Genomic DNA, 22779 nt, shown 5'->3' on the forward strand with positions numbered 1-22779 from the left:
AGCCGGTGCGGGCCCTCGTTCATGCCGCCGAACGGCCGGGGCGGCGCACTTCCTTCCGACGGCCGACCAGCCCGCACCGCGGGCTGCCGACCGACCGACGGAGACCCCGTGACCACCCCTGCCCGCACGCCCCGCGACCGTGGCGCCCGCAACGGCGACCAGCACCGCCCGGCCGATCAGGCCCGCCGCACCGACCGTCCGCGCCGCAGCGGTGAGGGCGCCGACCGCCCCCGCAAGCCGCGCAGCCGCGTCGGCGCCCCCAAGACGACCCGCACCGCCGCCGCCGAGCCCGCCGACTTCACCGTCGTCGAGGGCACCCCGGCCCGGCCCCCGGCGGCCACCTTCGCCGAACTCGACCTCCCCAAGGCGATCCTCAGCGCGCTCACCCGCGAGGGCGTCACCGAGCCGTTCCCGATCCAGGGCGCCACGCTGCCCGACTCGCTCGCCGGCCGCGACGTGCTCGGCCGCGGCCGCACCGGCTCCGGCAAGACCCTCGCCTTCGGCCTGCCGCTGCTCGCCCGCACCGCCGGCCGCCGCGCCGACGCCCGGCACCCGCTGGCGCTCGTCCTGGTGCCCACCCGCGAGCTCGCCCAGCAGGTCACCGAGGCGCTCACCCCCTACGCCACCGCCGTCAACCTGCGGATCACCACCGTGGTCGGCGGCATGGGCATCAGCCGCCAGGCCAACGCGGTGCGCCGCGGCACCGAGGTCCTGGTCGCCACCCCGGGCCGGCTGGACGACCTGATCGGGCGCGGTGACGTCAACCTGTCCGACGTCGCCATCACCGTCCTGGACGAGGCCGACCAGATGGCCGACATGGGCTTCCTGCCGCAGGTCAGCAAGCTGCTGGAGCAGGTCGCCGAGAACGGTCAGCGGATGCTGTTCTCCGCCACCCTGGACCGCAACGTCGACCGGCTGGTCAAGCGCTTCCTGAACGACCCGGTCACCCACTCGGTCGACCCGTCGGCCGGCGCGGTCACCACCATGGACCACCACGTCCTGCAGCTGGAGCCCACCGACAAGGCCTCCGCCACCGCGCACATCGCCTCCCGCGACGGGCGCGTGATCATGTTCGTGCACACTAAGCACGGCGCCGACCGGCTGGCCAAGCAGCTGCGCGCGACCGGCGTCCAGGCCGCCGCCCTGCACGGCGGCAAGTCCCAGCCGCAGCGCAACCGCGTGCTCGACCAGTTCCGCGAGGGCGAGGTCACCGCGCTGATCGCCACCAACGTCGCCGCCCGCGGCATCCACATCGACGGCCTCGACCTGGTCGTCAACGTCGACCCGCCGATCGACCACAAGGACTACCTGCACCGCGGCGGCCGCACCGCCCGGGCCGGCGAGTCCGGCACGGTCGTCACCCTCGTGCTGCCCGAGCAGCGCCGCGAGGTCAACCGGCTGATGACGGTCGCCGGGATCCGCCCGACCATCACCAAGATCCGCCCCGGCGACGCCGACCTGGCCCGGATCACCGGCGCCCGCACCCCCAGCGGCGTCCCGGTCGCCCCGCCCGTCCCGGCCGCCGCCCAGGCGGTCGAGAAGCCGGCCGACGGCAAGCCCGCCGCCGCCCGCCGCCGTCCCGCCAAGCGCTCCGGGCTGCCGACCGACGTCGACATGAACGGCAACCCCCGCCGCCCCCGACCCAAGCAGCGCCTCGGCGCGGCCGCCCAGGGCGAGCGGCCCCAGGCCGCCGGCTTCATCGGACGCTCCTCGGGCCGGCCCAAGCCCGGCAGCGGCTCCAAGTCCGGCGCCAACTACGGCACCGGCCGCCAGCGCCGCAAGTTCGACTGACGGTCCGCCGAGTCCCGGTGAACGGGCTCCGCGCTCCTCCCCACGGGGAGCGGCGTGGAGCCCGTTCCGCTTTTCGACCGGACGGCCCGACGGCCCGCCGCCGACTCGCTGAACCGCCAGGCGGCCCGGTGCCGTTGCGCTGAACGGGCCGGCCGCCCCGGCGGACGGCCGCGGCCGCCCCGCCCTACACGGCCGCGGCCGTCGGAGCCAGCCGGCGCAGCCGCTCCGCCGTCTCCGCGTCCTGCGGCGCCATCACGATCAGCTGCAGCCCCTCAGCCGCCAGCAGCACGTGCTGGTCGATCCGCAGCTCGCCCAACTCCTCGTGCCGCAGCACCTTCTCCGTACCCGCGCGCTCCGCGACCTGGTGCTCGTCCAGCCAGCGGTCCGCCTCCGGGTGCTCGTCGCGCACCTGCTGGATCATCCGGCCCAGCCGGCGGCCCACGGCCGTCGTCTCCCCGCCGCGCTCGGCGTAGGCGGAGCGCAGCTGCGCCAGGAAGCGGCGGGCGTGCACCTCCCAGTCCTCCACCCGGCCCCGGTGCACCGCGTTGCCGAACACCACCCAGGCCAGGTTGCACTCCTCCGACGGCCGCCCGGACAGCCCGAACAGCGCGTCCGCGCCCGGATTCCACGCCCGCACGTCCCAGTTGGCGTCCATCACCCAGGCCGGCGACGGCCACTGCGCGTGCATCAGCCGCAGCAGCGCCGCCGGAACCTCCGCCGCGCCGTTCACCTCGCCGTCCAGCGGACGGCCGCTCGCCAGGCGGAACAGGTACGCCGTCTCCGCCCGGTCCAGCCGCAGCGTCCGCGCCAGGCTCGCCAGCACCTCCGGGGACGGATGGATGTCCCGCCCCTGCTCGAGCCACGTGTACCAGGTCACCCCCACCCCGGCGAGCAGCGCCAGTTCCTCCCGCCGCAGCCCCGGTGTGCGCCGCCGCACCCCCGGGGCCAGCCCCACGTCCTGCGGCGTCAGCCGGGCCCGCCGGGTGCGCAGGAAGCCCGACAGCTCCGCGCGACGCTCCTCCGCCTCGTTCATGTCCCCCGCCCTTCCTGGTGGTCGAACTACCAGTATCGCCACGCACTGCCGCGCCGGCGGCGCTCGGGTGAACCTTGATCACGACACCGCACCCGCTGCGCGAGGAAACCGTGATGAACCGTCAGAACACCGCTGCCCGCCGCACCCTGGTCGCCCTCGCGGCCGCCGCCCTGCTCGGCACCGCCGGAACGCTCCCGGCCGCCGCGGCCTCCCACCACCCGGCCCCGGCCGTGGTCACCGGCCACGCGCCCACCCTGGTGCCCGAGTCGGGCGTCTGGGACGCCTCCCACCACCGCTTCCTGCTGGGCTCGCTGCGCCACGGCACCGTCTCCGCCGTCGGTCTCGACGGCAGCGTGCGCACCCTGGTGCAGGACCCGGCGCTGACCGAGATCGCCGGACTGCGGATCGACCCCGTGCACCGCCGCGTCCTGGTCACCGACCTCGACAACGGCGTCGGCGAGCGCAGCAGCGCCGCGACGCTGGGGAAGATCGCCGGGATCGGGGCCTACGACCTGGACACCGGCCGCCGCCTCTTCTACACCGACCTCGCCGCCGTCGCCGGCGACGGCGGCAGCCACCTGGCCAACGACATCGCGGTCGGCCCCGACGGCACCGCGTACGTCACCGACTCCTTCGCCCCCGTCGTCTACCGGGTGGCGCCCGACGGGACCGCCGCCGTCCTGCTGCGCGACCCGCGCCTGGCCCCCGCCCCCGGGTCGTACGGCCTCAACGGCATCGTCCAGCGCGCGGGTCGTCTGATCATCGGCAAGTGGGACGACGGCACGCTGTGGAACGTCCCGCTGGCTGACCCGGCCGCCGTGCGGCGCGTCGAGGTGGCCGGCGGCTCCTCCCTGCTGCACCTGGACGGGCTGCTCGGCCGCCCCGACGGCTCCATCGCCGGCGTCACCAACAACCTCCTGGGCGCCGGCCGCGACGCCGAGGTCGAACTGCGCTCCGACGACCAGTGGCGCACCGCCCGCCTCACCGCCGTCCGCCCCTCCGCGGACGCCGCCCCCACCGCTCCCGTCGCCGGGCCGGCCGGCAGCCTCTACCTGCTCTCCGGCGGCCTCGCCGACGCCCTCGCGGGCCACCCGGCGGACGCCTTCACCCTGCGCCGGATCTGATCGACCAGCCGGCAGCGCCCGCACGGCGCGTCCAGCCCCGGCTGGGCGCGCCGTCACCGCTCCCGCGCACCGTCCCTGCGCCGCCGCTCGTCAGCAGGAGCAGATCGCCCTCACCGGCCCTCCGGCGGCCGGGCCGCCTTCACCACCTCGCTGCGGCTGCCGAAGCCGGTGCCGATCGAGGACGCGGGCGCCGCTCCTCAGGCGGTGAGGGCCGGGGCCGACCGCGCGGCCCGGCGGGCCTGGTCGTAGCGCTCCAGCAGCAGGGCCGCCAGCTCCGGGGCCGGCCCCAGGGTGTCCGCCACGGTGTCCGCCACCGGGTCCGCCCCCGCCGCCGCGGCCGCGATGCGGTCCGGCAGCAGGCCCGGGGCCAGCAGGTACGGGGCGACCGCCGTGCGAGCGGCGCCCGCCGCACGCACGGCGGCGAGCGCCTCGGGCACCCGCGGACCGCCCGCCGAGGCGTAGGCGACCTCGACGGCGGCCCAGCCCCGGGTGCGGCGCCACTCGGCGGCGACGGCGCGGGTGGCGGCGTCGGCCGCCGGATCGGAGGAGCCCGCGGCGGCCAGCACCACACCGGTACCGGCCCGAACCGCGGCGGAGGCGACGTCGAGCCCCGCCTCGGCGAGGCGGCGCTCCAGCGCGGCGAGCAGCAGTGGCGACGGACCCAGCACGTCCGCGACCGGCAGCCCCGCCCCGGCGGCCCGCAGCGCGGCGGGGATGTCGTGCTTGGCGTGGAACGCCCGGTTGAGCAGCAACGGGACGGCCACCGCGTCGCTCAGCCGCCCCACCACCTGGGGGATCCGCGGCGCGCAGTGGTCCAGGTAGGCGGTGGCGACCTCCAGGCCGGGCCGCTGCGCCCGCACCTGCCGCACCAGGGCGGCCACCGTCGCGGCGTGGCGCGGGTCGCGGCTGCCGTGGGCGATCAGGAGCAGGGCGGTCATCGGCGGAGCCTCACTTGGCGGCGGCCAGCAGGCCGCGGTTGCGCAGCACCCGGCGCTCGACCGGCGTGAACACCAGCAGTTCGATGGCGATGCCCACGAACAGGATGAGGATGATGCCGAGCAGCACCCCGGACATGTCGGAGAACTCGCGCTGGTCCTCCAGGAACCGGCCCAGGCCCCGGCCGAGGTCGGGGGAGGAGGCGACCAGTTCGGCGGCCATCAGCGAACGCCACGAGAACGCCCAGCCCTGCTTGAGCCCGGCCAGGTAGCCGGGCAGCGCGGCCGGGATCAGCACGTGCCGGGCGCCGGACAGGCCGGTGGCGCCGATGGTGCGCCCGGCCCGCAGGAACAGCGGCGGCACCTGGTCGATGCCGGCGACCAGCCCGTTGGCGATGGACGGGACGGCGCCGAGCAGGATCACCGCGTACATCATCGAGTCGTTGATGCCGAGCCAGATCACCGCGGCCGGCACCCAGGCGACCGAGGGCAGCGACTGCAGGCCCTGGAGCACCGGGCCGATCGCGGTGCGAACCGGCCGGACGCGGGCGACGACCAGGCCGATCGGGGTGCCGATGGCGACGGCGAGCAGGAAGCCGGACAGGCCGCGCCACACGCTGGTCCAGATGATCGAGAACAGCGTGCCCTGGTACCAGAGGTCCTGCGCGGAGTGCCACACGTCCGCCGGGCTGGGCAACTTGTAGGAGGAGGTGAGGTGCAGGCTGTAGGCGCCCTGCCACAGCGCCAGCACCACCAGCACGCCGATCAGCGGCGGCAGGGCCTTGCCGCGGAGCACCTCGCCGAGCGAACTGCGCTGCGCGGAGACCGCGTCGAGGGCGTCCAGGCCGGCGCCGACGTCGGCGGTGTCGCCGGCGGGGCCCTGGTCGGGGCCGTGGCCGGCCGTGCCGTCGGCGCGGCGGGCGAGCGTGGTGTCAGTGCTGGACATGGCGACGGATCTCCCCACGCAGTTCTTCGGTGATCTCGATGGACAGGTCGGCGACGCCGGCGGACTCGATGCGGCGCGGCTGCGGCAGGTCGATCCGCCACTCGCGGGCGACCCGGCCGGGGCGGGAGGAGAGCAGCACGACGCGCTGGGCCAGGCGCACCGCCTCGCGCACGTTGTGGGTGACGAACAGGACGGACAGCTGCCGCTCGGACCAGATCCGGGTGATCTCGTCGTGGAGCACGTCCCGGGTGATGGCGTCGAGCGCGGCGAACGGCTCGTCCATCAGCAGCACCCTGCTGCCCTGCGCGAGCGCCCGGGCCATCGCCACGCGCTGGCGCATGCCGCCGGACAGCTCGTGCACCCGCTTGCCGTACGAGCCGTTCAGGCGGACGAGTTCGAGGAGGCGCTCGGCCTCGGCGCGGCGCTCGGGGCGGGGGACCCCGGCCAGTTTGAGGGCCAGCTCGATGTTCCGGCCGGCGGTCAGCCACGGGAACAGCGCGTGCTCCTGGAACATCAGCGCGGGCCGGCCGCCGGGCACCTCGATGGTGCCGCGGCTGGGCTCGTCCAAGCCGGCGACCAGGTTGAGCAGGGTGGACTTGCCGCAGCCGGAGGCGCCCAGCAGGGTGACGAACTCGCCGGGCGCGACGTCGAGGGTGATGTCGTCCAGGACGTGGGTCTGCGCGCCCGGACGGCCGAAGGACTTGTGCACGTGCGAGATGCGGACGGCGGGCGCGCCGTCGCGGGCGTCGACGGCGGCGGTGTCGGCCTCGGTGGTCAGTGCCGGGGTCATCCGGGCACCTCCTGCGTGAGTGGTCATGGTCCCTCCCGCCGGTCGGCGGGCGAGGAGGGAGGGGTCTGCGGAGCGGGGCCGGGGCCCGGCCCCGCCCGTCCCGGTGGGCATCGATCGGGGATCGACCGGACGGGCGGGGGCCGGACCGCGGAACTGGAGGGGCGGCGGCGCTACTTGGTGCCGAGTCCGGCGTCCGCCGCGGCGGGCCGGCCCTGGGCCGCGAGGACCTTGTTCAGCAGGGTGAGGTCGTAGATGCCGTTCAGGTTGGGCTTCTTGAGGAGCCCGGCGGTCACGGCGTGGTCGGCCTCGGCCTGCAGGGTGTTCGCCAGCGGGTCGTCCAGGAAGTCGATGTCGGCCCAGGCGGGGTCGAGCACCGCCGGCTCCAGGGCGTTGCCGGCCTCCTTCTTGATCGCCTCGTTGGCGTCGGCCTTGGCCTTGTCCGGGCTGGCCTTGATGAAGGCGTTGGTCTTCACCGAGCCGCGCAGCACGGCCTCCACCACGTCCGGGTGCTCCTTGAGGAACTTCTGCGAGACGATGATGTTGGTGATCACGAACTTCTTGTCCGGCCAGACGTCCTTCTCGTTGAGCAGGACCTTCGCGCCGAGGGTGACCAGCTTGGAGGCGGTCGGCTCGGGCACCCACGCGCCGTCGATGGAGCCGGACTTGTAGGCGTCGGGTGTGACCTTGTTGTCGGTGCGCACCACCGAGACGTCGCCCGCGCCGGAGGCCGCGTCGACCTTGTAGCCCTTGCCCGCCAGGTAGTTGAGCAGCGCCACGTCCTGGGTGTTGCCGAGCTGGGGGGTGGCGATCTTCTTGCCCTTGAGGTCGTCCAGGGAGGAGATCTTCTCGGGGTTGACGACCAGCTTGACCCCGCCGGAGGCCGAGCCGGCGATGATCTTCAGCGACTTGCCGTCGGACTTGGTGTAGCCGTTGATCGCGGGGGAGGGGCCGATCCAGCCGATGTCGATGGACCCGGCGTTGAGCGCCTCGATCTCGGCCGGACCGGCGTTGAAGACCTGGGTCTTGACCTGGGTGGCGCCCAACTCCTTCTGGAAGATGCCCTCCTGGAGGCCGACCAGGGGGGTGCCGTGGGTCAGGTTGGCGAAGTAGCCGATCTTCACGGTGTCGGCGGAGAGCTTCGCGCCCGAGCCGCCGGCGGTGGCGGCGGTGTCGGCCTTGGTGTCGGAGGACTTGTCGTCGGCCTTGGAGCCGTAGCCGCACGCCGACAGCAGCGCCACGGCGGTCAGTCCGGCCGCGGCGGCCGCCGCGGAGCGTCTGATCCGGCCGGCGTTGGGGCGGACGTGCGGATGGGAGGACGGGTGCGGTGCCATGGCGAGTCCTGTTCGTGGACGGAACCGTCAGGAGGCGGTTCCCGGGTGGACGGTCGGAAGGTGGTGCGCGCGGCAGCGGGTGCCGGGGCAAGCCGGGCGGCTGTGGGGGAAGACAGCCCGGTGACAGGGCGTTCTCAGCCCTGTCGGCCCGCACATCGGGTCAGGCCGCCCTGGCCGCTGCCGAGGACGCCGCTGCCGATGCGGCCGCCTTGCTTGTCCATGCCCGAGAACGCCTCGCTGGGCATCAGACCCAGTCCTCCTCGTCGGGTGCGTCGGGTGCCTCGTCGGTTCGTACGGCCGCGAAGGCCTCGCCGGTCATGCCGGCGGTGAGGGTGGTGCCGTCGGCCGGGTCGATCAGCAGGAACGAGCCGGTGCGGCGGTTGTCGGTGTAGCTGTCGAGGGCCAGCGGCTCGGCGGTGCGCAGGATCACGTGGCCGATGTCGTTGACGTTCAACCCCTGGTCGCCGCTGCGCCGTTCGAGCGTGTCGATGTCGATCCGGTAGGAGATCTCCTTGACCAGCGCGCGCACCGTGCGGGTGGTGTGCTTGAGCAGCACCTTGTCGCCGGCGCGCAGCGGCCGCTCGTTGAGGTGGCTGACGGTGGCCTCGATGTCCTTGGTGGGGACGGGGGCCGGGCCGGCGGCGAGGAGGTCGCCGCGGGAGATGTCGAGGTCGTCGGCGAGGCGGACGGTGACCGACTGCGGGGCCCAGGCGATGTCCGTTGCGCGGCCGAGGACGTCGATGCCGGCGACGGTGCTGGTGTGGCCGGTGGGCAGGACGGTGATCTGGTCGCCGACGCGCAGGACGCCGGAGGCCAACTGGCCCGCGTAGCCGCGGTAGTCGGGGTGTTCCTCGGTCTGGGGGCGGATGACGTACTGGACGGGGAAGCGGGCGGGCTCGGCGCTGGGGTCGGTGCCGACCGGGACGGTTTCGAGGTGTTCCAGGAGGGTGGGGCCGGCGTACCAGTCCATGTGGGGGGAGGGTTCGACGACGTTGTCGCCGGCGAGGGCGGAGATCGGGACGGCCAGCACGTCCTTGATGCCGAGCGAGGCGGCGTAGCCGGTGAACTCGGCGGCGATGGCGGCGAAGACGGGCTCGGCGTAGCCGACGAGGTCCATCTTGTTGACGGCGAGGACGACGTGGGGCACCCGCAGGAGGGCGGCGACGGCGGCGTGGCGGCGGGTCTGCTCGACGACGCCGTTGCGGGCGTCGACCAGGACGACGGCGAGTTCGGCGGTGGAGGCGCCGGTGACCATGTTGCGGGTGTACTGCACGTGGCCGGGGGTGTCGGCGAGGATGAAGCGGCGTCGGGGGGTGGCGAAGTAGCGGTAGGCGACGTCGATGGTGATGCCTTGTTCGCGTTCGGCGCGCAGGCCGTCGGTGAGCAGCGCGAGGTCGGGCGCGTCCTGGCCGCGGCCCAGGGAGACGCGCTCGACGGCCTCCAGCTGGTCGGCGAGCACGGACTTGGAGTCGTGGAGGAGGCGGCCGACGAGGGTGGACTTGCCGTCGTCGACGGAGCCGGCGGTGGCGAAGCGCAGGAGCGAGGTGGCGGTGCCGGTCTGGATCATGTCGGCCCGGGTGGTGCTGGTCATGGTTAGAAGTACCCCTCGCGCTTGCGGTCTTCCATCGCGGCCTCGGAGAGCTTGTCGTCGGCGCGGGTGGCGCCGCGTTCGGTGAGGCGGCTGGCGGCGATCTCGGCGATGACGGCCTGGATGGTGGTGGCGTCGGAGTCGACGGCGCCGGTGCAGGACATGTCGCCGACGGTCCGGTAGCGGATCAGGCGCCGCTGGACGGGCTCGTCCTCGCGGGGGCCGCCCCACTCGCCGGCGGTGAGCCACATGCCGCCCCGGGCGAAGACGTCGCGCTCGTGGGCGTAGTAGATCTCGGGGAGCTCGATGCCCTCGCGCTCGATGTACTGCCAGACGTCGAGTTCGGTCCAGTTGGACAGCGGGAAGACGCGTACGTGTTCGCCGGGGGCGTGTCGGCCGTTGTAGAGCGACCACAGTTCGGGGCGCTGGCGGCGCGGGTCCCAGGCGCCGAACTCGTCGCGCAGGGAGAAGACGCGCTCCTTGGCGCGGGCCTTCTCCTCGTCGCGGCGGCCGCCGCCGAAGACGGCGTCGAAGCGGTTGGTCTCGATGGCGTCGAGCAGCGGCACGGTCTGCAGCGGGTTGCGGGTGCCGTCCGGGCGCTCTCGCAGCCGGCCGTCGTCGATGTAGTCCTGGACGTGGGCGACGTGCAGGCGCAGGTGGTGCTGCGCCACGACGCGGTCGCGGTAGGCGATGACCTCGGGGAAGTTGTGGCCGGTGTCGACGTGCAGCAGGGCGAAGGGCACCGGTGCGGGGTGGAAGGCCTTGAGGGCCAGGTGCAGCATGACGATGGAGTCCTTGCCGCCGGAGAAGAGGATCACCGGGCGCTCGAACTCCCCCGCGACCTCGCGGAGGATGTGCACCGACTCGGCCTCCAGCGCGTCCAGGTGGGACAGTGCGAAGGGCGTGTCGTCGGCCTGGACCAGGCTGTGGGTCGCGGTGGTCATGCCAGGCCCCTCTCGGTCAGGAAGGCGTGCAGCTCGGCGGCGCTCTCGGCCACCGCGCGGCCCTGGGTCTGCAGGCGCAACTCGGGTTCCACGGGCGCCTCGTAGGGGTCGTCGACGCCGGTCAGGCCGGTGATCTCGCCGGCTGCCTGCTTGGCGTACAGGCCCTTGACGTCGCGTTCGGCGCACAGCTCGATGGGGGTGGCGACGTGGATCTCCAGGAACTCGGTGCCCGCCGCGGCGTGCCGCTCGCGCACGGCGGCGCGGGAGTCGGCGAAAGGGGCGATCACCGGGGCCAGCACCTTGACGCCGTTGGCGGCGAGTTTCTCGGCGACGAAGCCGATCCGGGTGACGTTGGTGTGCCGGTCCTCGCGGGAGAAACCGAGGCCCTTGGAGAGGAACTCGCGGATCTCGTCGCCGTCCAGGACCTCGACCCGGTGGCCCTCCGCGCGCAGCCGCTCGGCCAACGCGAACGCCAGCGTGGTCTTGCCCGCACTCGGCAGCCCGGTCAGCCACACGGTGGCGCCGCGCTCGCAGGGGACGGCCGCACGGGCCGCCTCTGCGGCTCCGTCGGCGGCCAGGGTGTTCGCTGTCACGGTCTCTTCCTCACGGGGTCGTTGACGATGGGTCGGTGAGCGGGCGTCAGAGGTGGATGCCGCACTCGGTCTTGCCGGAGCCGGACCAGCGGCCGGCCCGGGCGTCCTCGCCCTCGGCGGGCTTGCGGGTGCAGGAGAGCGGCGAGCACCCGATCGAGGTGTAGCCCTCCCACAGCAGCGGGTTGAGCAGCACTCCGTGGGCGGCCACGTAGGCGTCCACGTCCTCCTGCGTCCACCGGGCGATCGGGGCGATCTTGACCTTGCGGCGCTTGGCGTCCCAGGCCACCACCGGGGTGTTCGCCCGGCTCGGCGACTCGTCGCGGCGCAGCCCGGTGGCCCAGGCGTCGTAACCGCCCAGACCGCGGTTCAGCGGCTCGACCTTGCGCAGCGAGCAGCACAGGTCCGGGTCGCGGTCGTGCAGGTGCGGCCCGTACTCGGCGTCCTGCTCGGCGACGCTCCTCAGCGGCGTGAGCGTGATGACGTTGACCGGCATGGTCGCGGCCACCGCGTCCCGGGTGCCGATGGTCTCCGGGAAGTGGTACCCGGTGTCCAGGAACACCACGTCCACGCCGGGGAACACCGAGGAGGCGAGGTGGGCGACCACCGCGTCCTCCATGGAGGAGGTGACGCAGAACCGCTGGCCGAAGGTGTCGGCGGCCCAGCGCAGGATCTCCTGCGGCGTGGCCTCCTCCAGCTCGCGGCCGGCCCGGACGGCGATCTCCTCGTGGTCAGTCGTCGTGCGGCTCATGGGAGGTCCCCCCGTGGGTCGGTGCCAGCAGGCCGAGGAACTTCAACTGGAAGGCGCGGCGGCAGCCGTGGCACTCCCAGGCGCCGTGCCCGGCCTCGGAGGGGCGCAGGTCCTCGTCCCCGCAGTAGGGGCAGAAGAACGGCGCGGCCCGCTCACTCATGCGCTCTCCTCGCTTCGCTCGTCCGGTCGACCCTGCTCGTCCCGTCGGCTGCGCGCGCTCACGACAGCTGCTCCTCGGTCGCCCGGGCCGCCCACTGGGCGAAGCGCTCACCCTCGGTGCGGTCGGCCTGGTAGCGGGTCAGCAGGCGCTCGACGTAGTCGGGCAGGCCGGCGCTGGTGACCTTGAGGCCGCGGACCTTGCGGCCGAAGCCGGCCTCCAGCCCGAGCGCGCCGCCCAGGTGCACCTGGTAGCCCTCGACCTGGTTGCCCTGCTCGTCGGTGACCAGCTGGCCCTTGAGGCCGATGTCGGCGACCTGGATGCGGGCGCAGGCGTTCGGGCAGCCGTTGATGTTGATGGTCAGCGGCTCGGCGAAGTCCGGCAGGCGCTGCTCCAGTTCGTCGATCAGGGTGCGGCCGCGCTCCTTGGTCTCGACGATGGCGAGCTTGCAGTACTCGATGCCGGTGCAGGCCATGGTGCCGCGGCGGAACGGCGAGGGGCTGACGCGCAGGTCGAGCGCCTCCAGGCCGGCCACCACGGACTCGACGTGCTCCTCGGCGATGTCCAGGACCAGCATCTTCTGCTCGGCCGTGGTGCGGACCCGGTCGCTGCCGTGGGCGGCGGCGAGGTCGGCGATCCGGCCGAGCAGCTTGCCGTCGACCCGGCCGACGCGGGGCGCGAAGCCGATGTAGTACTTGCCGTCCTTCTGGCGGTGGACGCCGACGTGGTCGCGCCAGCGGGCGGCGGGCTCGGCGGGCGCGGGGCCGTCGACGAGCTTGCGGCCCAGGTACTCGTCCTCCAGCACCTGACGGAACTTCTCCGCGCCCCAGTCGGCGAGCAGGAACTTCAGCCGGGCGCGGTTGCGCAGGCGCCGGTAGCCGTAGTCGCGGAAGATGCCGATGACGCCGCCGAAGACGTCGGGCACCTGCTCCAGCGGGACCCAGGCGCCGAGGCGCACGCCCAGCCGCGGGTTGGTGGACAGGCCGCCGCCGACCCACAGGTCGAAGCCGGGCCCGTGCTCGGGGTGGACCACGCCGACGAAGGCGACGTCGTTGATCTCGTGCGCCACGTCCAGCTGCGGGGAGCCGGAGATCGCGCTCTTGAACTTGCGCGGCAGGTTGGAGAATTCCTTGTTGCCGATGAAGCGCCGGTTGATCTCGTCGATGGCCGGGGTGCCGTCGATGATCTCGTCCTCGGCGACGCCGGCCACCGGGGAGCCGAGGATGACGCGCGGGGTGTCGCCGCAGGCCTCCGTGGTGGACAGGCCGACCGCCTCCAGCTTGCGCCAGATCGCCGGGACGTCCTCGATCCGGATCCAGTGGTACTGGATGTTCTGGCGGTCGGTCAGGTCGGCGGTGCCCCGGGCGTACTGCTCGGAGACCTCGGAGATCGCCCGCAGCTGGGCGACGGTCAGCCGGCCGCCGTCGATGCGCACGCGGAGCATGAAGTACTCGGCGTCCAGCTCGTGCGGCTCAAGGATCGCGGTCTTGCCGCCGTCGATCCCCTCCTTGCGCTGGGTGTAGAGGCCCCACCAGCGCATCCGGCCGCGCAGGTCGGCCGGGTCGATCGAGTCGAAGCCGCGGTGCGCGTAGATCGTCTCAATACGTGTCCGCACGTTGAGACCGTCGTCGTCCTTCTTGAACTGCTCGTTGGCGTTCAGCGGCGTGAAGTGGCCCATGCCCCACTGGCCCTCACCGCGGTGGCGGGTGACCTTGCGAGCCGCGGCGGGGCGGCGCGCGGCGGTGCGGTCGGCCGTGGGCTCGGCGGTCTCGGGGGAGGTGGCCATGGCGAAGTCCTTCTGGGCAGGTGGCGCTGGCGCCGGGTGGGTCGCGGGGCGTGCTCGACGGGGCGGTGCTGCTGTGACCTGCGGGTTTCTCAGGGCCGGGAGAGCAGTGACCGGGCCGGGCGGGCGCCTGCGCATCCGCTTCCGCGGGGGGATGGCGGTGGGGTCGGCGCCGGGTGCGGTGGTGCGGCGGGGTGGGCTCAGATCACCGGACAGATGGCGCTGGACACGCGGAGGAGGTCGACGTGGAGTCGACCTACCAAGGTGGTTCCGGCGCTAGACATGGCAAGAGATTGGCACGGCGCGGGACTCGCGGTCCACTAACGTCCGAATGGTGGACGCTGGAGTTTCACCCCTCGGGACGCCGTACGGTTCCCGCCGCTCCCCGCCCGGTGCCCGCTCGGACGCCCGCACCCCGGGGAGATCACCCCCGGCCGCCCCGGCCCGATACCGTTAGCCCTGTGCAAGCAGCAGGCGATACCAGCAGACCGAACCCCGAGCGGCCCTCCCGGCGCCGGGGCAAGGGCTCCCGGCGCGCGGCCAAACGGGCCACCTGGCGCCGCACCGCGTGGGAGTTGGTGAAGGACACCACCAACACCTGCGTCGAGTACCGGGTCACCGGCCTCGCCGCGGAGGCGGCGTTCTTCACGCTGCTGTCGATCCCGCCGCTGCTGCTCGGCCTGGCCGCCACGCTCGGCTACCTCGACGAGTTCCTCGGCGCGGGCACCATCGACCGCCTGAAGCACGACATCATCTCGGCCTCCGGGACGGTGCTGTCGGACTCGTCCGTCAACGAGGTCGTCAAACCGCTGCTCAGCCAGGTCTTCGACCACACCCGGCCGGACCTGATCTCGATCGGCTTCCTGTTGTCGCTGTGGTCCGGATCCCGGGCGCTCTACATCTTCATCGACACCATCACCGTGATGTACGGGCTGGACGGCAAGCGGGGCATCGTCAAGACCCGGCTGATGTCGCTGGGCCTCTACCTCGGCGCCCTGGTGATCGCCTCCCTGGTGCTGCCGCTGCTGATGGCCGGGCCCGGGCTGGTCGAGAACGCCGTGCAGGGCCTCGCCGGGCTCGTCGGCGCCGCCTACTGGCCGGTCGCGATCCTGCTGCTGATCGTCTCCCTGACCACCCTGTACCACCTGGCCGTGCCGGTCTCCACGCCCTGGCGCGAGGACATCCCCGGCGCCCTGGTCGCCCTGGTGGTACTGGTGTTCTGCAGCGTCGGCCTGCGGCTCTACCTGGTCAGCTCGGTCGAAGGCCCCTCGGTGTACGGCTCGCTGGCGGCGCCGGTGGCCGTGCTGCTGTGGATCTTCGTGGTGGCCCTCGCGGTGCTCATCGGCGCCGCCATGAACGCCGCCATAGACCGCCGCTGGCCCACCCTGGAGACCGCCGACGCCCGCGCCGAGAACGAGCGCGCCCACGAGGAGGCGGCCGCCGCGGTGGTCCGCGAGGTCGCCGCCCGGCGGGCCGTCGAGCGGGCCCGGCGCGCCCGCGAACTGGGCCTGGCCGAGGGCGCCGAGGAGGAGTGGGGCGAGGAGGAGGTCGACGACGTCGACGCACCCGCCGAGTACCCCGAACGCTGGGCCGACGTGCTGGCCGCCGACGACCTTCGCGGCCGGCTCACCTCGCGCGGCGGCGGCCCGCACCACCGGCCCGCCCCGCCGCCGCCGGACAGCGACCGGCCGACCGGGCCGCCGCCGGAGCGGCCGGCGCCGGGCTACCCGCCGCGGCCGCCGCAGCCGCCGTGGGAGCAGCGGTAGGGGCGGGGGCGGCTGGGGCTGGACCGGCGGGGCCGGGGGCGGCTGCCGGCCGGACCGGCGGGGCCGGGGGCGGCTGGGCCGGACGGCAGTCGGGCTGGACGGCGGCGGGCCTCCCCGGTGGATCGGGGGAGGCCCGGCGCGCGTTCGTGGACGGGTGTCGTGGTGTCAGGTGTCGGCGGGGTGCGTGGCTGGCTGCCGGGGGCGGGAGCGCTGGGTTCAGCCGTGGGTGGGCCGTTCGGCGGCCGGGAAGTGGCCGTACGAGGACTGCGGAGCCGCGGGGGTGCTGAACGGGGGCATGCTGGCCGCGGGGGTGTTGACCGCGGGGCGCAGCTCGGTCGGGGCGCCGGGATCGTGGCGGCCGCCCGGAGCGGCGCCGGCCGTGGACGGCCCGGAGGCCTGGTCGGCAGCCCGGTCGGCGTCCTGACCGGGAGCCGTCCGGTCGGGGGCCGCGCCGGAGCGGCCCGCCGGGCCGGCCTGGGCCGGGAGCGGCTCCGGGCTCGGCGGGGCGGGCTCCAGGGCGGTGCGGCCCGAGGAGTCGGAGAGCTTGATCAGCAGGGCGACCATCAGCCAGTTCGCCAGCAGTGAGGAACCGCCGGCGGCCAGGAACGGCAAGGCCTTGCCGGTCAGCGGAACCAGCCCGCTCACGCCGCCGACGACCACGAACACCTGGAGTGCCAGCGCCGCCGACAGGCCGGTGGCCAGCAGCTTGCCGAACGGGTCGGTCAGGCCGACCGCGGTGCGCAGCCCGCGCTGGATCAGCAGCACGTAGACCAGCAGCACCGCCGTCACCCCGGCGAGGCCCAGCTCCTCGCCGATGGTGGTGAAGATGAAGTCGCTGCGGCCCGCGAAGCCGATCAGCCACGGCCGGCCGGAACCCAGGCCGGTGCCGGTCATGTGCCCGGTGCCGAGGCTGAACAGCGCCTCGGCGGGCTGCTCGGAGATCGCCGGGTCGTGGACCGGCTTGTAGTAGTCCAGCGGGTGCAGCCAGGCCTCGACGCGCCCGTGCACGTGCGGCTCCAGGGTCCCGACCACCCCCGCGCCGCCGACCGCCATCAGCAGGCCGAGCACCACCCAGCTGGTGCGCTCGGTCGCCACGTACAGCATCACGATGAAGACGCCGAAGAAGATCAGCGAGGTGCCCAGGTCACGCTCGAAGATCAGCACCAGCAGGCTGACCGCCCAGATCGCCAGCACCGGTCCGGCGTGCCGCCCGCGCGGCAGGGTCATCCCCCAGACCTTCCGGCCGGCCAGCGCCAACGCGTCCCGGGCGGCCATCAGGTAGCCCGCGAAGAAGATCGTGATCGCGACCTTCACGAACTCGTCCGGCTCGAAGGACAGCCCGAACAGCCGGATCCAGCGCTTGGCGCCGAAGCTGTCGCTCGGCGAGAACACCGGCGCGGCCAGCAGGATCAGCGCCCCCGCCATCAGCAGGTAGACGTAGCGCTGGAAGAAGCGGTGGTGCTTGACGAAGACGATCAGCGCGATCGCCGCCGCCACCGACAGGAACACCCACATCAGCTGCGAAGGCGCGGCCGGGAGCTTCTGGTAGTCGCCCTTGGCGGCGTGCGCGGCCTTGTAGCTGAAGTCGAGGCGGTCCAGCAGCACCAGACCGAAGCCGGTCAGGAACACGCCGAGCGGCAGGATCAGCGGGTCCGCGTACGGCGCGAACCGCCGCACCGCCAGGTGCGCCGCCACGGCCAGCGCCCCGAGGGACAGGCCGTGCACCAGCAGTCCCGGCGGCAGCGAGCCGGTCAGCGCGAGCGAGGCGTCGATGTGTCCCGCCAGGCAGACGGCCACCGCGAGGGCCAGCAGGCCCAGTTCGATGTTGCGGTGGCGCCCGGCCAGCCGGCGGCCCTCGCCGCGTGCAGTGCTTCGCACCTCTTGTCGTCCCCTTGCTGTCAGCCGCGCGGCCGGTATCGCCGACGGTGCATCCTGCCAGACGACCGGGGGCCCGCGCCGGTTGCGGTCGGAGCCGGTGGGGACGGAACTTTGCCCGGGCAAAGCTTTGTCCACGCTCGGCAAAGCTTTGTCCAGGTCGGGGTATAGAGGCGGGCCCCGCGTGTGCCCGGCCGCGGGCGGGAGGACATCATGGCCGGGCGCCGCGGCCACCGCCCGGCGGCTGTGGGCGCTTCCGGCCGGCTGCGGACGGTTGACGGCGGCTGCTGGTCGCTGCCGGCGGCCGCGGGTGGCTGTTGTGACGGCTGCGGACCGGTACGGACGGGTGCGGACAGGATGGGCGGACGGATGGACGGCGCGGCGCTTGCGTACGGCGGACCACCTCCCTGGCAGTGGTCCGACCTGATCACCTCCTGGACCTTCGAACCGCTGGTGCCCGCGCTCTCCCTGCTGCTCGGCGGCTGGTACCTCGCCTCGGTGCGCACCGTCCACCGGTCCGGCGGACGCTGGCAGCCCACCCGCACCGCCGCCTTCCTCGGCGGGCTGCTGCTGTGGGCCTGGTGCACCTGCTCCGGCCTCGGCGTGTACGAGCGGATCCTCTTCACCGACCGCGCCGTGCAGGTCGTGCTGCTGCTCATGGTCGTCCCGCTGCTGCTGGCCCTCGGCGCACCGGTCTCCCTGCTGGTCGAATCCTCGCCGGAGCCCCGGCGCGAACGGATCCTGCGGGTGCTGCGCAGCCGGCCGTCCAAGGTGCTGATGTTCCCCGCGGTCTCCACCGCGCTGCTGATGGCACCGCCCTGGCTGCTCTACTTCACGCCCTGGTACGAGTGGTCGGTCTCCAGCGGGACGGGCAACGTGGTGCTGCACCTGGCGCTGGTGCTGCTCGGCCTGGCGTACTTCTGGCCGCGACTGCAGCTCGACCCGGTCGGGCGCGAGTACCCGCACCTGGTGGGGCTGTTCATCACCTTCGCCGAGGTGATCTTCGACGCGGGCCTGGGGATCGTGCTGATCTACGGCGGCCACCTCGTCGCCGAGCACTACTACGCGGCCCTCGGACGGCCCTGGGGGCCGAGCCTGGCGCAGGACCAGACCTGGGGCGGCAACGCCTTCTGGGTGCTGGGGGACTTCGTCGGACTGCCGTTCCTCGCCGCGCTGGTGCGGCGGATGGTCGTGCAGGGGCGCGCGGAGACGAAGGCCGTGGACGCCGAACTGGACGCCCGCTTCGAGGCGGCGGCCGCGCAGGCCCGGGCGGCCGGGCTGCCGGAGGAGGACGAGACCGGGATGCGGCCCTGGTGGCTGGACGACCCGAACCTCAAGCACCGGTACGGCGGCTAGCGGAGGGCGGGCCTCCCGCCCGCTGACGGTGCGTTTCCGCAGGTCAAAAATGGGTTGGCCGCCCAGGGCAGTTCCACTAGCGTGTGTCGCGTCCGGTTCGGAGGCCGTTGGGCCGTCCGAGGAGTAGAGAGCAGGAGGTGAACCCCGTGGTCGTTGTCGCCCCGATAGCTGCCCAGGGCAGCACTCGCGTTCACCTCCACTTCCCGGCCGCCGGCTGAGCCTTCCGCGCCAGCCGTAGCCCGCCGGGACCATCTACTCCCGAAGGGCCACTGCGTTGTTCGACGCTGCCTCCGTTCCGTCGTTCTCTACTTCTTCCTCTTCCTCGCTGTCCGCTGCTGTCGGGGACGCTCCGCTGTCCGGCTACGGCTGGACGCCCGAACTCGACCAGCTCTTCGCGCCGCTCGCCGAGGCCGGGTTGCTCCCGGCCCGCATCGTCCGGATCGACCGCGGCCAGTGCGACGCCGTCCTGGTCGACCCGGAGACGGGCGGACTGCGCACCGTCCGGCTCGACACCCGGCCGGTGGGCGATGCCGACATGATCAACTGCCCGTGCACGGGCGACTGGGCCGCCGTCGACCTGCACGCCCAGCCGATGGCCGCCGTCACCGCGCTGCTGCCGCGCTCCACGGCGATCATCCGCAAGGTGGCCGGCAAGCGCTCCGACGGCCAGGTGCTCGCCGCCAACGTGGACACCGTGCTGATCGCCGCCTCGCTCGCGGCCGACCCCGACCTCGGCCGGATCGAGCGCTTCCTCGCCCTGGCCTGGGAGTCCGGCGCCGAACCGCTGGTCGTCCTCACCAAGGCCGACCTGGTCGACGACGCCGACTTCATCCGCGCCGACGTGGAGGCAGTCGCCCCCGGCGTCACGGTGCTGGTCGTCAGCGCGGAGACCGGGGAGGGCATCGACGTGCTCCGCGCCTGCGCCCCCGGCACCACCGTGGTGATCGGCCAGTCCGGTGTCGGCAAGTCCACCCTCACCAACGCGTTGGCCGGCACCGACGTGATGGCTGTCCAGGAGGCCCGCTCCGTCGACCAGAAGGGCCGCCACACCACGACCACCCGCGAGCTGATAGCCCTGCCCGGCGGTGGCGTGCTGATCGACACCCCCGGGCTGCGCGAGGTCGGTCTCTACGGTGGCGAGGGCGTGGACCTGGCCTTCGCCGACATCGCCGAACTGGCCGAGGAGTGCCGCTTCCACGACTGCAACCACCACACCGAGCCCGGCTGCGCGGTCCGGGCGGCGCTGGAGGACGGCACCCTGCCGCGGCGCCGGATGGACAGTTACCTCAAGCTCCAGCGCGAGAACGAGTGGATCGCCTCCCGCTCGGACGCCCGGGTGGCCAAGGCCCGGACGAACAGGTGGAAGACGATCACCAAGTCGATGCGGGCGGCGGGAGGGCCGGTGAAGCGCTGACCGAGTGGGTCGTGCCGGGCGGGGCCCTGGCCGGCACGACCCTCCCGTTCGGTCGGGTCGCCGGTCAGTGCGGTCGGGCGCCGTCGGGTCTCCGGTTGATGCGGTTGGGCGCGGTCGGTGTGTTGCGGCCGCCGGCCGGGGGCCAGGGGCGGTCCGTGCGCGGTGTGCGGTCGGTGCTGGGCCTGACCTGGCCTGGCTCGGCTCGGCCAGGCCTGGCTTCAAGCATTGTGCGGGCGGTAGGGGGAGGGGAGGGTTGGGCGGGGGGAGGGGGACCCCCCCGAACGGCAATGTCCGATTCCCGCCAGTCACCCCCCGCCCGGTGCCGCAGACTGGACAGCGTGATCGACGACGACATCCGGTACCGAGCCGTGGACAGCCGTGACTCTCGCTTCGACGGGGTGTTCTTCACGGCCGTCACCTCCACCGGCATCTACTGCCGACCGAGCTGCCCCGCCGTGACGCCCAAGCGCACCAACTGCCGCTTCTACCCCAGTGCCGCTGCCGCCCAGGGCGCGGGCTTCCGCGCCTGCCGCCGCTGCCGCCCCGACTCCGTACCGGGCTCCCCGGAGTGGAACCACCGCGCCGACCTGGTCGGCCGCGCGATGCGCCTGATCGGTGACGGCGTGGTGGACCGCGAGGGCGTCGCGGGCCTGGCCGGCCGCCTCGGCTACAGCGCCCGCCAGTTGCAGCGCCAGCTCACCGCGGAGCTCGGCGCCGGCCCGATCGCCCTGGCCCGCGCCCGCCGTGCCCAGACCGCCCGACTGCTGTTGCAGACCACCGAGCTGCCGGTGACCGAGATCGCGTTCGCGGCCGGCTTCGCCTCCGTCCGCCAGTTCAACGACACCGTCCGCGAGGTCTACGACCGCACGCCCACCGCCCTGCGCGCCGAGGTCGCCGCCGGCCGCCGCACCGCGACCCCGGCCGGCGGCCTGACCCTGCGCCTCGCCTACCGCGGCGCGATCGACAGCGACCACCTGATCGACTTCCTCGCCCTGCGCGCCGTCCCCGGCGTGGAGGAGGTCGTGCTCGACCCGGGCACCGGCGTGCGCACCTACCGGCGCACCCTTGCACTCCCGTACGGCCACGGCATCGCCGAGGTTGACGGCCTCGCGCCGGGGGAGCCGCGCACCCGGGGCTGGCTCGACTGCCGTCTGTTCCTCGCCGATCTGCGCGATCTGCCGACCGCCGTGCAGCGCCTGCGCATCCTCTTCGACCTGGACGCCGACCCGGACGCCGTCGACGAGCAGCTCGGCGCCGACCCGGTGCTCGGTCCGCTGGTGCGCGAGCGCCCCGGGGTGCGCTCGCCCGGTCACGTGGACCCGCACGAACTGGCCGTGCGCGCCGTCCTCGGCCAGCAGATCACCGTGGGAGCCGCCCGTACCCTGGCGGGCCGGCTCGCCGAGAAGTACGGCGCCGCGCTGCCCGAGCCGAGCGGCGGTCTGCGGCTGCTCTTCCCCACGGCGGCGGCCCTGGCCACCGCCGACCCGGAGGACTTCGCGATGCCGGCCGCCCGCCGCCGCGCGCTCACCGGCCTGTGCGCCGCGCTGGCGGAGGGCGTGGTCCGTCTCGACACCGGGGTGGACCGTGAGGAGGCCGCGGCCCAGCTGCTGGCCCTGCCGGGCATCGGCCCCTGGACGGTGGGCTACCTGCGGATGCGGGCGCTCGCCGATCCCGACGTCTTCCTCGCGAGCGACCTCGGCGTCCGGCACGGTCTCGTCCGGCTCGGCGCCGGCGGGGAGCCGAAGTCCGCCGCCCGTGCGGCCGAGGCCTGGGCCCCGTGGCGCTCCTACGCCGTCCACCGGCTGTGGGCCGGACCGGTGGTCCCCGGCCTCGGCACCAGCCCCGGCGCCACCAGCACCGACCCCGGCCCGAGGGCCACCGCCGGTCCGAGGCCCAGCCCCAGCACCAGCACCACCACCGGAACGGAGAACGACCCGGCATGAGCACCACCGTCTACACCACCATGGAGAGCCCCTTGGGCCGGCTGCTGCTCAGCGGTGTGCTGCCCGAGGACGACGGCCCGGCGGCCCTGGCCACCGTCACCGCGCCCGGCCAGAAGTACGCACTGGCCGAGCCCGCCGACACCTGGAAGCTCGACCCCGACGCCCTCGCCGAGGCGGTGGCCCAGCTGACCGCCTACTTCGCCGGCGAGCGCACCGCGTTCGACCTGCCGCTCGCACCGGTGGGCACCGAGTTCCGCCGCCGGATCTGGGCCGCGCTGGACGCGATCCCGTACGGCAGGACCGTCACCTACGGCCAACTCGCCGAGCTCGCCGGGCAGTCGCCGCGCATGGTCCGGGCGGTCGGCGGCGCGGTCGGCGCCAATCCGCTGCTGGTCGTCCGCCCCTGCCACCGGGTGCTGGGCGCCAACGGCGCGCTCACCGGCTTCGCCGCGGGCGTGGACCGCAAGCGCTGGCTGCTGGAGCTGGAAAGCGGCACGCTGTTCTGAACCCGGCTGCTGCTCCGAACCCGGTCCACAGCCCGTCGCCGGCCCGACCGGAGGGCGTTCCGGGCTGTTCCGGGCTGAAGAACCCGTTGGGGTGTTGAGCAGCCGGCAGACCAACGGCCCGAGCTGCGAACGGAGTTCAGCCGCCACCCGCCCGGG

General features: G+C 73.9%; 20 protein-coding genes. 7 read left to right on the forward strand and 13 right to left on the reverse strand.

Features of this window, described 5'->3' with window-relative positions:
* Positions 1-108 precede the first annotated feature (108 nt).
* Positions 109-1791: a DEAD/DEAH box helicase gene (locus ACGF07_RS09870; protein ID WP_392896995.1), complete on the forward strand. Its 1683-nt coding sequence runs from the start codon at positions 109-111 to the stop codon at positions 1789-1791.
* A 184-nt stretch (positions 1792-1975) separates the two neighbouring features.
* Here ACGF07_RS09870 and ACGF07_RS09875 read toward each other — a convergent pair whose 3' ends face one another.
* Positions 1976-2824: a helix-turn-helix transcriptional regulator gene (locus tag ACGF07_RS09875; RefSeq protein WP_392896997.1), complete on the reverse strand. Its 849-nt coding sequence runs from the start codon at positions 2822-2824 to the stop codon at positions 1976-1978.
* Between the two features lie 113 nt (positions 2825-2937).
* Between ACGF07_RS09875 and ACGF07_RS09880 the strand changes: the two genes are divergently transcribed.
* The gene (locus ACGF07_RS09880; RefSeq protein ID WP_392896999.1) at positions 2938-3948 is read left to right on the forward strand and encodes a hypothetical protein; all 1011 of its coding nucleotides are present in this window, start codon (positions 2938-2940) and stop codon (positions 3946-3948) included.
* Between the two features lie 197 nt (positions 3949-4145).
* On the opposite strand, the gene ACGF07_RS09885 is transcribed toward ACGF07_RS09880, so the two are convergent.
* The 11 genes from ACGF07_RS09885 to ACGF07_RS09935 form a co-directional block, all read right to left on the reverse strand.
* On the reverse strand, positions 4146-4886 hold the full coding sequence (locus ACGF07_RS09885) for a sirohydrochlorin chelatase (RefSeq protein WP_392897001.1): 741 nt from the start codon (positions 4884-4886) through the stop codon (positions 4146-4148).
* Between the two features lie 10 nt (positions 4887-4896).
* Positions 4897-5829, reverse strand: coding sequence for an ABC transporter permease (locus ACGF07_RS09890; RefSeq protein WP_392897003.1), 933 nt, complete (start codon positions 5827-5829; stop codon positions 4897-4899).
* Entirely contained in the window at positions 5816-6619 is an 804-nt protein-coding gene (locus ACGF07_RS09895) for an ABC transporter ATP-binding protein (protein ID WP_350740887.1), read from the reverse strand. The genes ACGF07_RS09890 and ACGF07_RS09895 overlap by 14 nt, the downstream gene beginning before the upstream one ends.
* 170 nt (positions 6620-6789) lie before the next feature.
* Positions 6790-7950 (reverse strand): aliphatic sulfonate ABC transporter substrate-binding protein, encoded by a 1161-nt coding sequence (locus ACGF07_RS09900; RefSeq protein WP_392897004.1) that lies wholly within the window; start codon positions 7948-7950, stop codon positions 6790-6792.
* Between the two features lie 244 nt (positions 7951-8194).
* The gene (locus ACGF07_RS09905; RefSeq protein ID WP_392897006.1) at positions 8195-9541 is read right to left on the reverse strand and encodes a sulfate adenylyltransferase subunit 1; all 1347 of its coding nucleotides are present in this window, start codon (positions 9539-9541) and stop codon (positions 8195-8197) included.
* Positions 9542-9543: 2 nt separating this feature from the next.
* Positions 9544-10482: a sulfate adenylyltransferase subunit CysD gene (cysD, locus tag ACGF07_RS09910; RefSeq protein WP_392897008.1), complete on the reverse strand. Its 939-nt coding sequence runs from the start codon at positions 10480-10482 to the stop codon at positions 9544-9546.
* On the reverse strand, positions 10479-11060 hold the full coding sequence (gene cysC / locus ACGF07_RS09915; RefSeq protein ID WP_392897069.1) for an adenylyl-sulfate kinase: 582 nt from the start codon (positions 11058-11060) through the stop codon (positions 10479-10481). Before cysC ends, cysD begins: the two co-directional genes overlap by 4 nt.
* A gap of 61 nt (positions 11061-11121) precedes the next feature.
* On the reverse strand, positions 11122-11823 hold the full coding sequence (locus ACGF07_RS09920) for a phosphoadenylyl-sulfate reductase (RefSeq protein ID WP_392897010.1): 702 nt from the start codon (positions 11821-11823) through the stop codon (positions 11122-11124).
* Positions 11804-11983 (reverse strand): hypothetical protein, encoded by a 180-nt coding sequence (locus ACGF07_RS09925; protein WP_350740877.1) that lies wholly within the window; start codon positions 11981-11983, stop codon positions 11804-11806. Before ACGF07_RS09925 ends, ACGF07_RS09920 begins: the two co-directional genes overlap by 20 nt.
* Positions 11984-12041: 58 nt before the next feature.
* Entirely contained in the window at positions 12042-13766 is a 1725-nt protein-coding gene (locus ACGF07_RS09930) for a nitrite/sulfite reductase (protein WP_392897012.1), read from the reverse strand.
* A 197-nt stretch (positions 13767-13963) separates the two neighbouring features.
* The gene (locus ACGF07_RS09935) at positions 13964-14047 is read right to left on the reverse strand and encodes a putative leader peptide (RefSeq protein ID WP_317621159.1); all 84 of its coding nucleotides are present in this window, start codon (positions 14045-14047) and stop codon (positions 13964-13966) included.
* A 177-nt stretch (positions 14048-14224) separates the two neighbouring features.
* Between ACGF07_RS09935 and ACGF07_RS09940 the strand changes: the two genes are divergently transcribed.
* The gene (locus ACGF07_RS09940; protein WP_350740873.1) at positions 14225-15529 is read left to right on the forward strand and encodes a YihY/virulence factor BrkB family protein; all 1305 of its coding nucleotides are present in this window, start codon (positions 14225-14227) and stop codon (positions 15527-15529) included.
* A 216-nt stretch (positions 15530-15745) separates the two neighbouring features.
* Here ACGF07_RS09940 and ACGF07_RS09945 read toward each other — a convergent pair whose 3' ends face one another.
* Positions 15746-17407, reverse strand: a complete 1662-nt coding sequence (locus ACGF07_RS09945; protein WP_392897014.1) for an FtsW/RodA/SpoVE family cell cycle protein — start codon at positions 17405-17407, stop codon at positions 15746-15748.
* A 354-nt stretch (positions 17408-17761) separates the two neighbouring features.
* On the opposite strand from ACGF07_RS09945, the gene ACGF07_RS09950 reads away from it, so the two are divergent.
* From ACGF07_RS09950 to ACGF07_RS09965, 4 genes are all read left to right on the forward strand, one after another.
* Complete coding sequence (locus tag ACGF07_RS09950; protein WP_392897015.1) at positions 17762-18760, forward strand: cytochrome c oxidase assembly protein; 999 nt, start codon at positions 17762-17764, stop codon at positions 18758-18760.
* Positions 18761-19034: 274 nt separating this feature from the next.
* Positions 19035-20174: a ribosome small subunit-dependent GTPase A gene (rsgA, locus tag ACGF07_RS09955; protein WP_392897017.1), complete on the forward strand. Its 1140-nt coding sequence runs from the start codon at positions 19035-19037 to the stop codon at positions 20172-20174.
* A 338-nt stretch (positions 20175-20512) separates the two neighbouring features.
* Positions 20513-22117, forward strand: coding sequence for a DNA-3-methyladenine glycosylase 2 family protein (locus tag ACGF07_RS09960; RefSeq protein WP_392897019.1), 1605 nt, complete (start codon positions 20513-20515; stop codon positions 22115-22117).
* Positions 22114-22623, forward strand: a complete 510-nt coding sequence (locus tag ACGF07_RS09965) for a methylated-DNA--[protein]-cysteine S-methyltransferase (protein WP_392897021.1) — start codon at positions 22114-22116, stop codon at positions 22621-22623. The genes ACGF07_RS09960 and ACGF07_RS09965 overlap by 4 nt, the downstream gene beginning before the upstream one ends.
* Positions 22624-22779 lie beyond the last annotated feature (156 nt).

Origin of the sequence: Kitasatospora sp. NPDC048194 (assembly GCF_043202455.1) — a bacterium.
In the GTDB taxonomy this organism is placed as follows: Bacteria; Actinomycetota; Actinomycetes; order Streptomycetales; family Streptomycetaceae; genus Kitasatospora.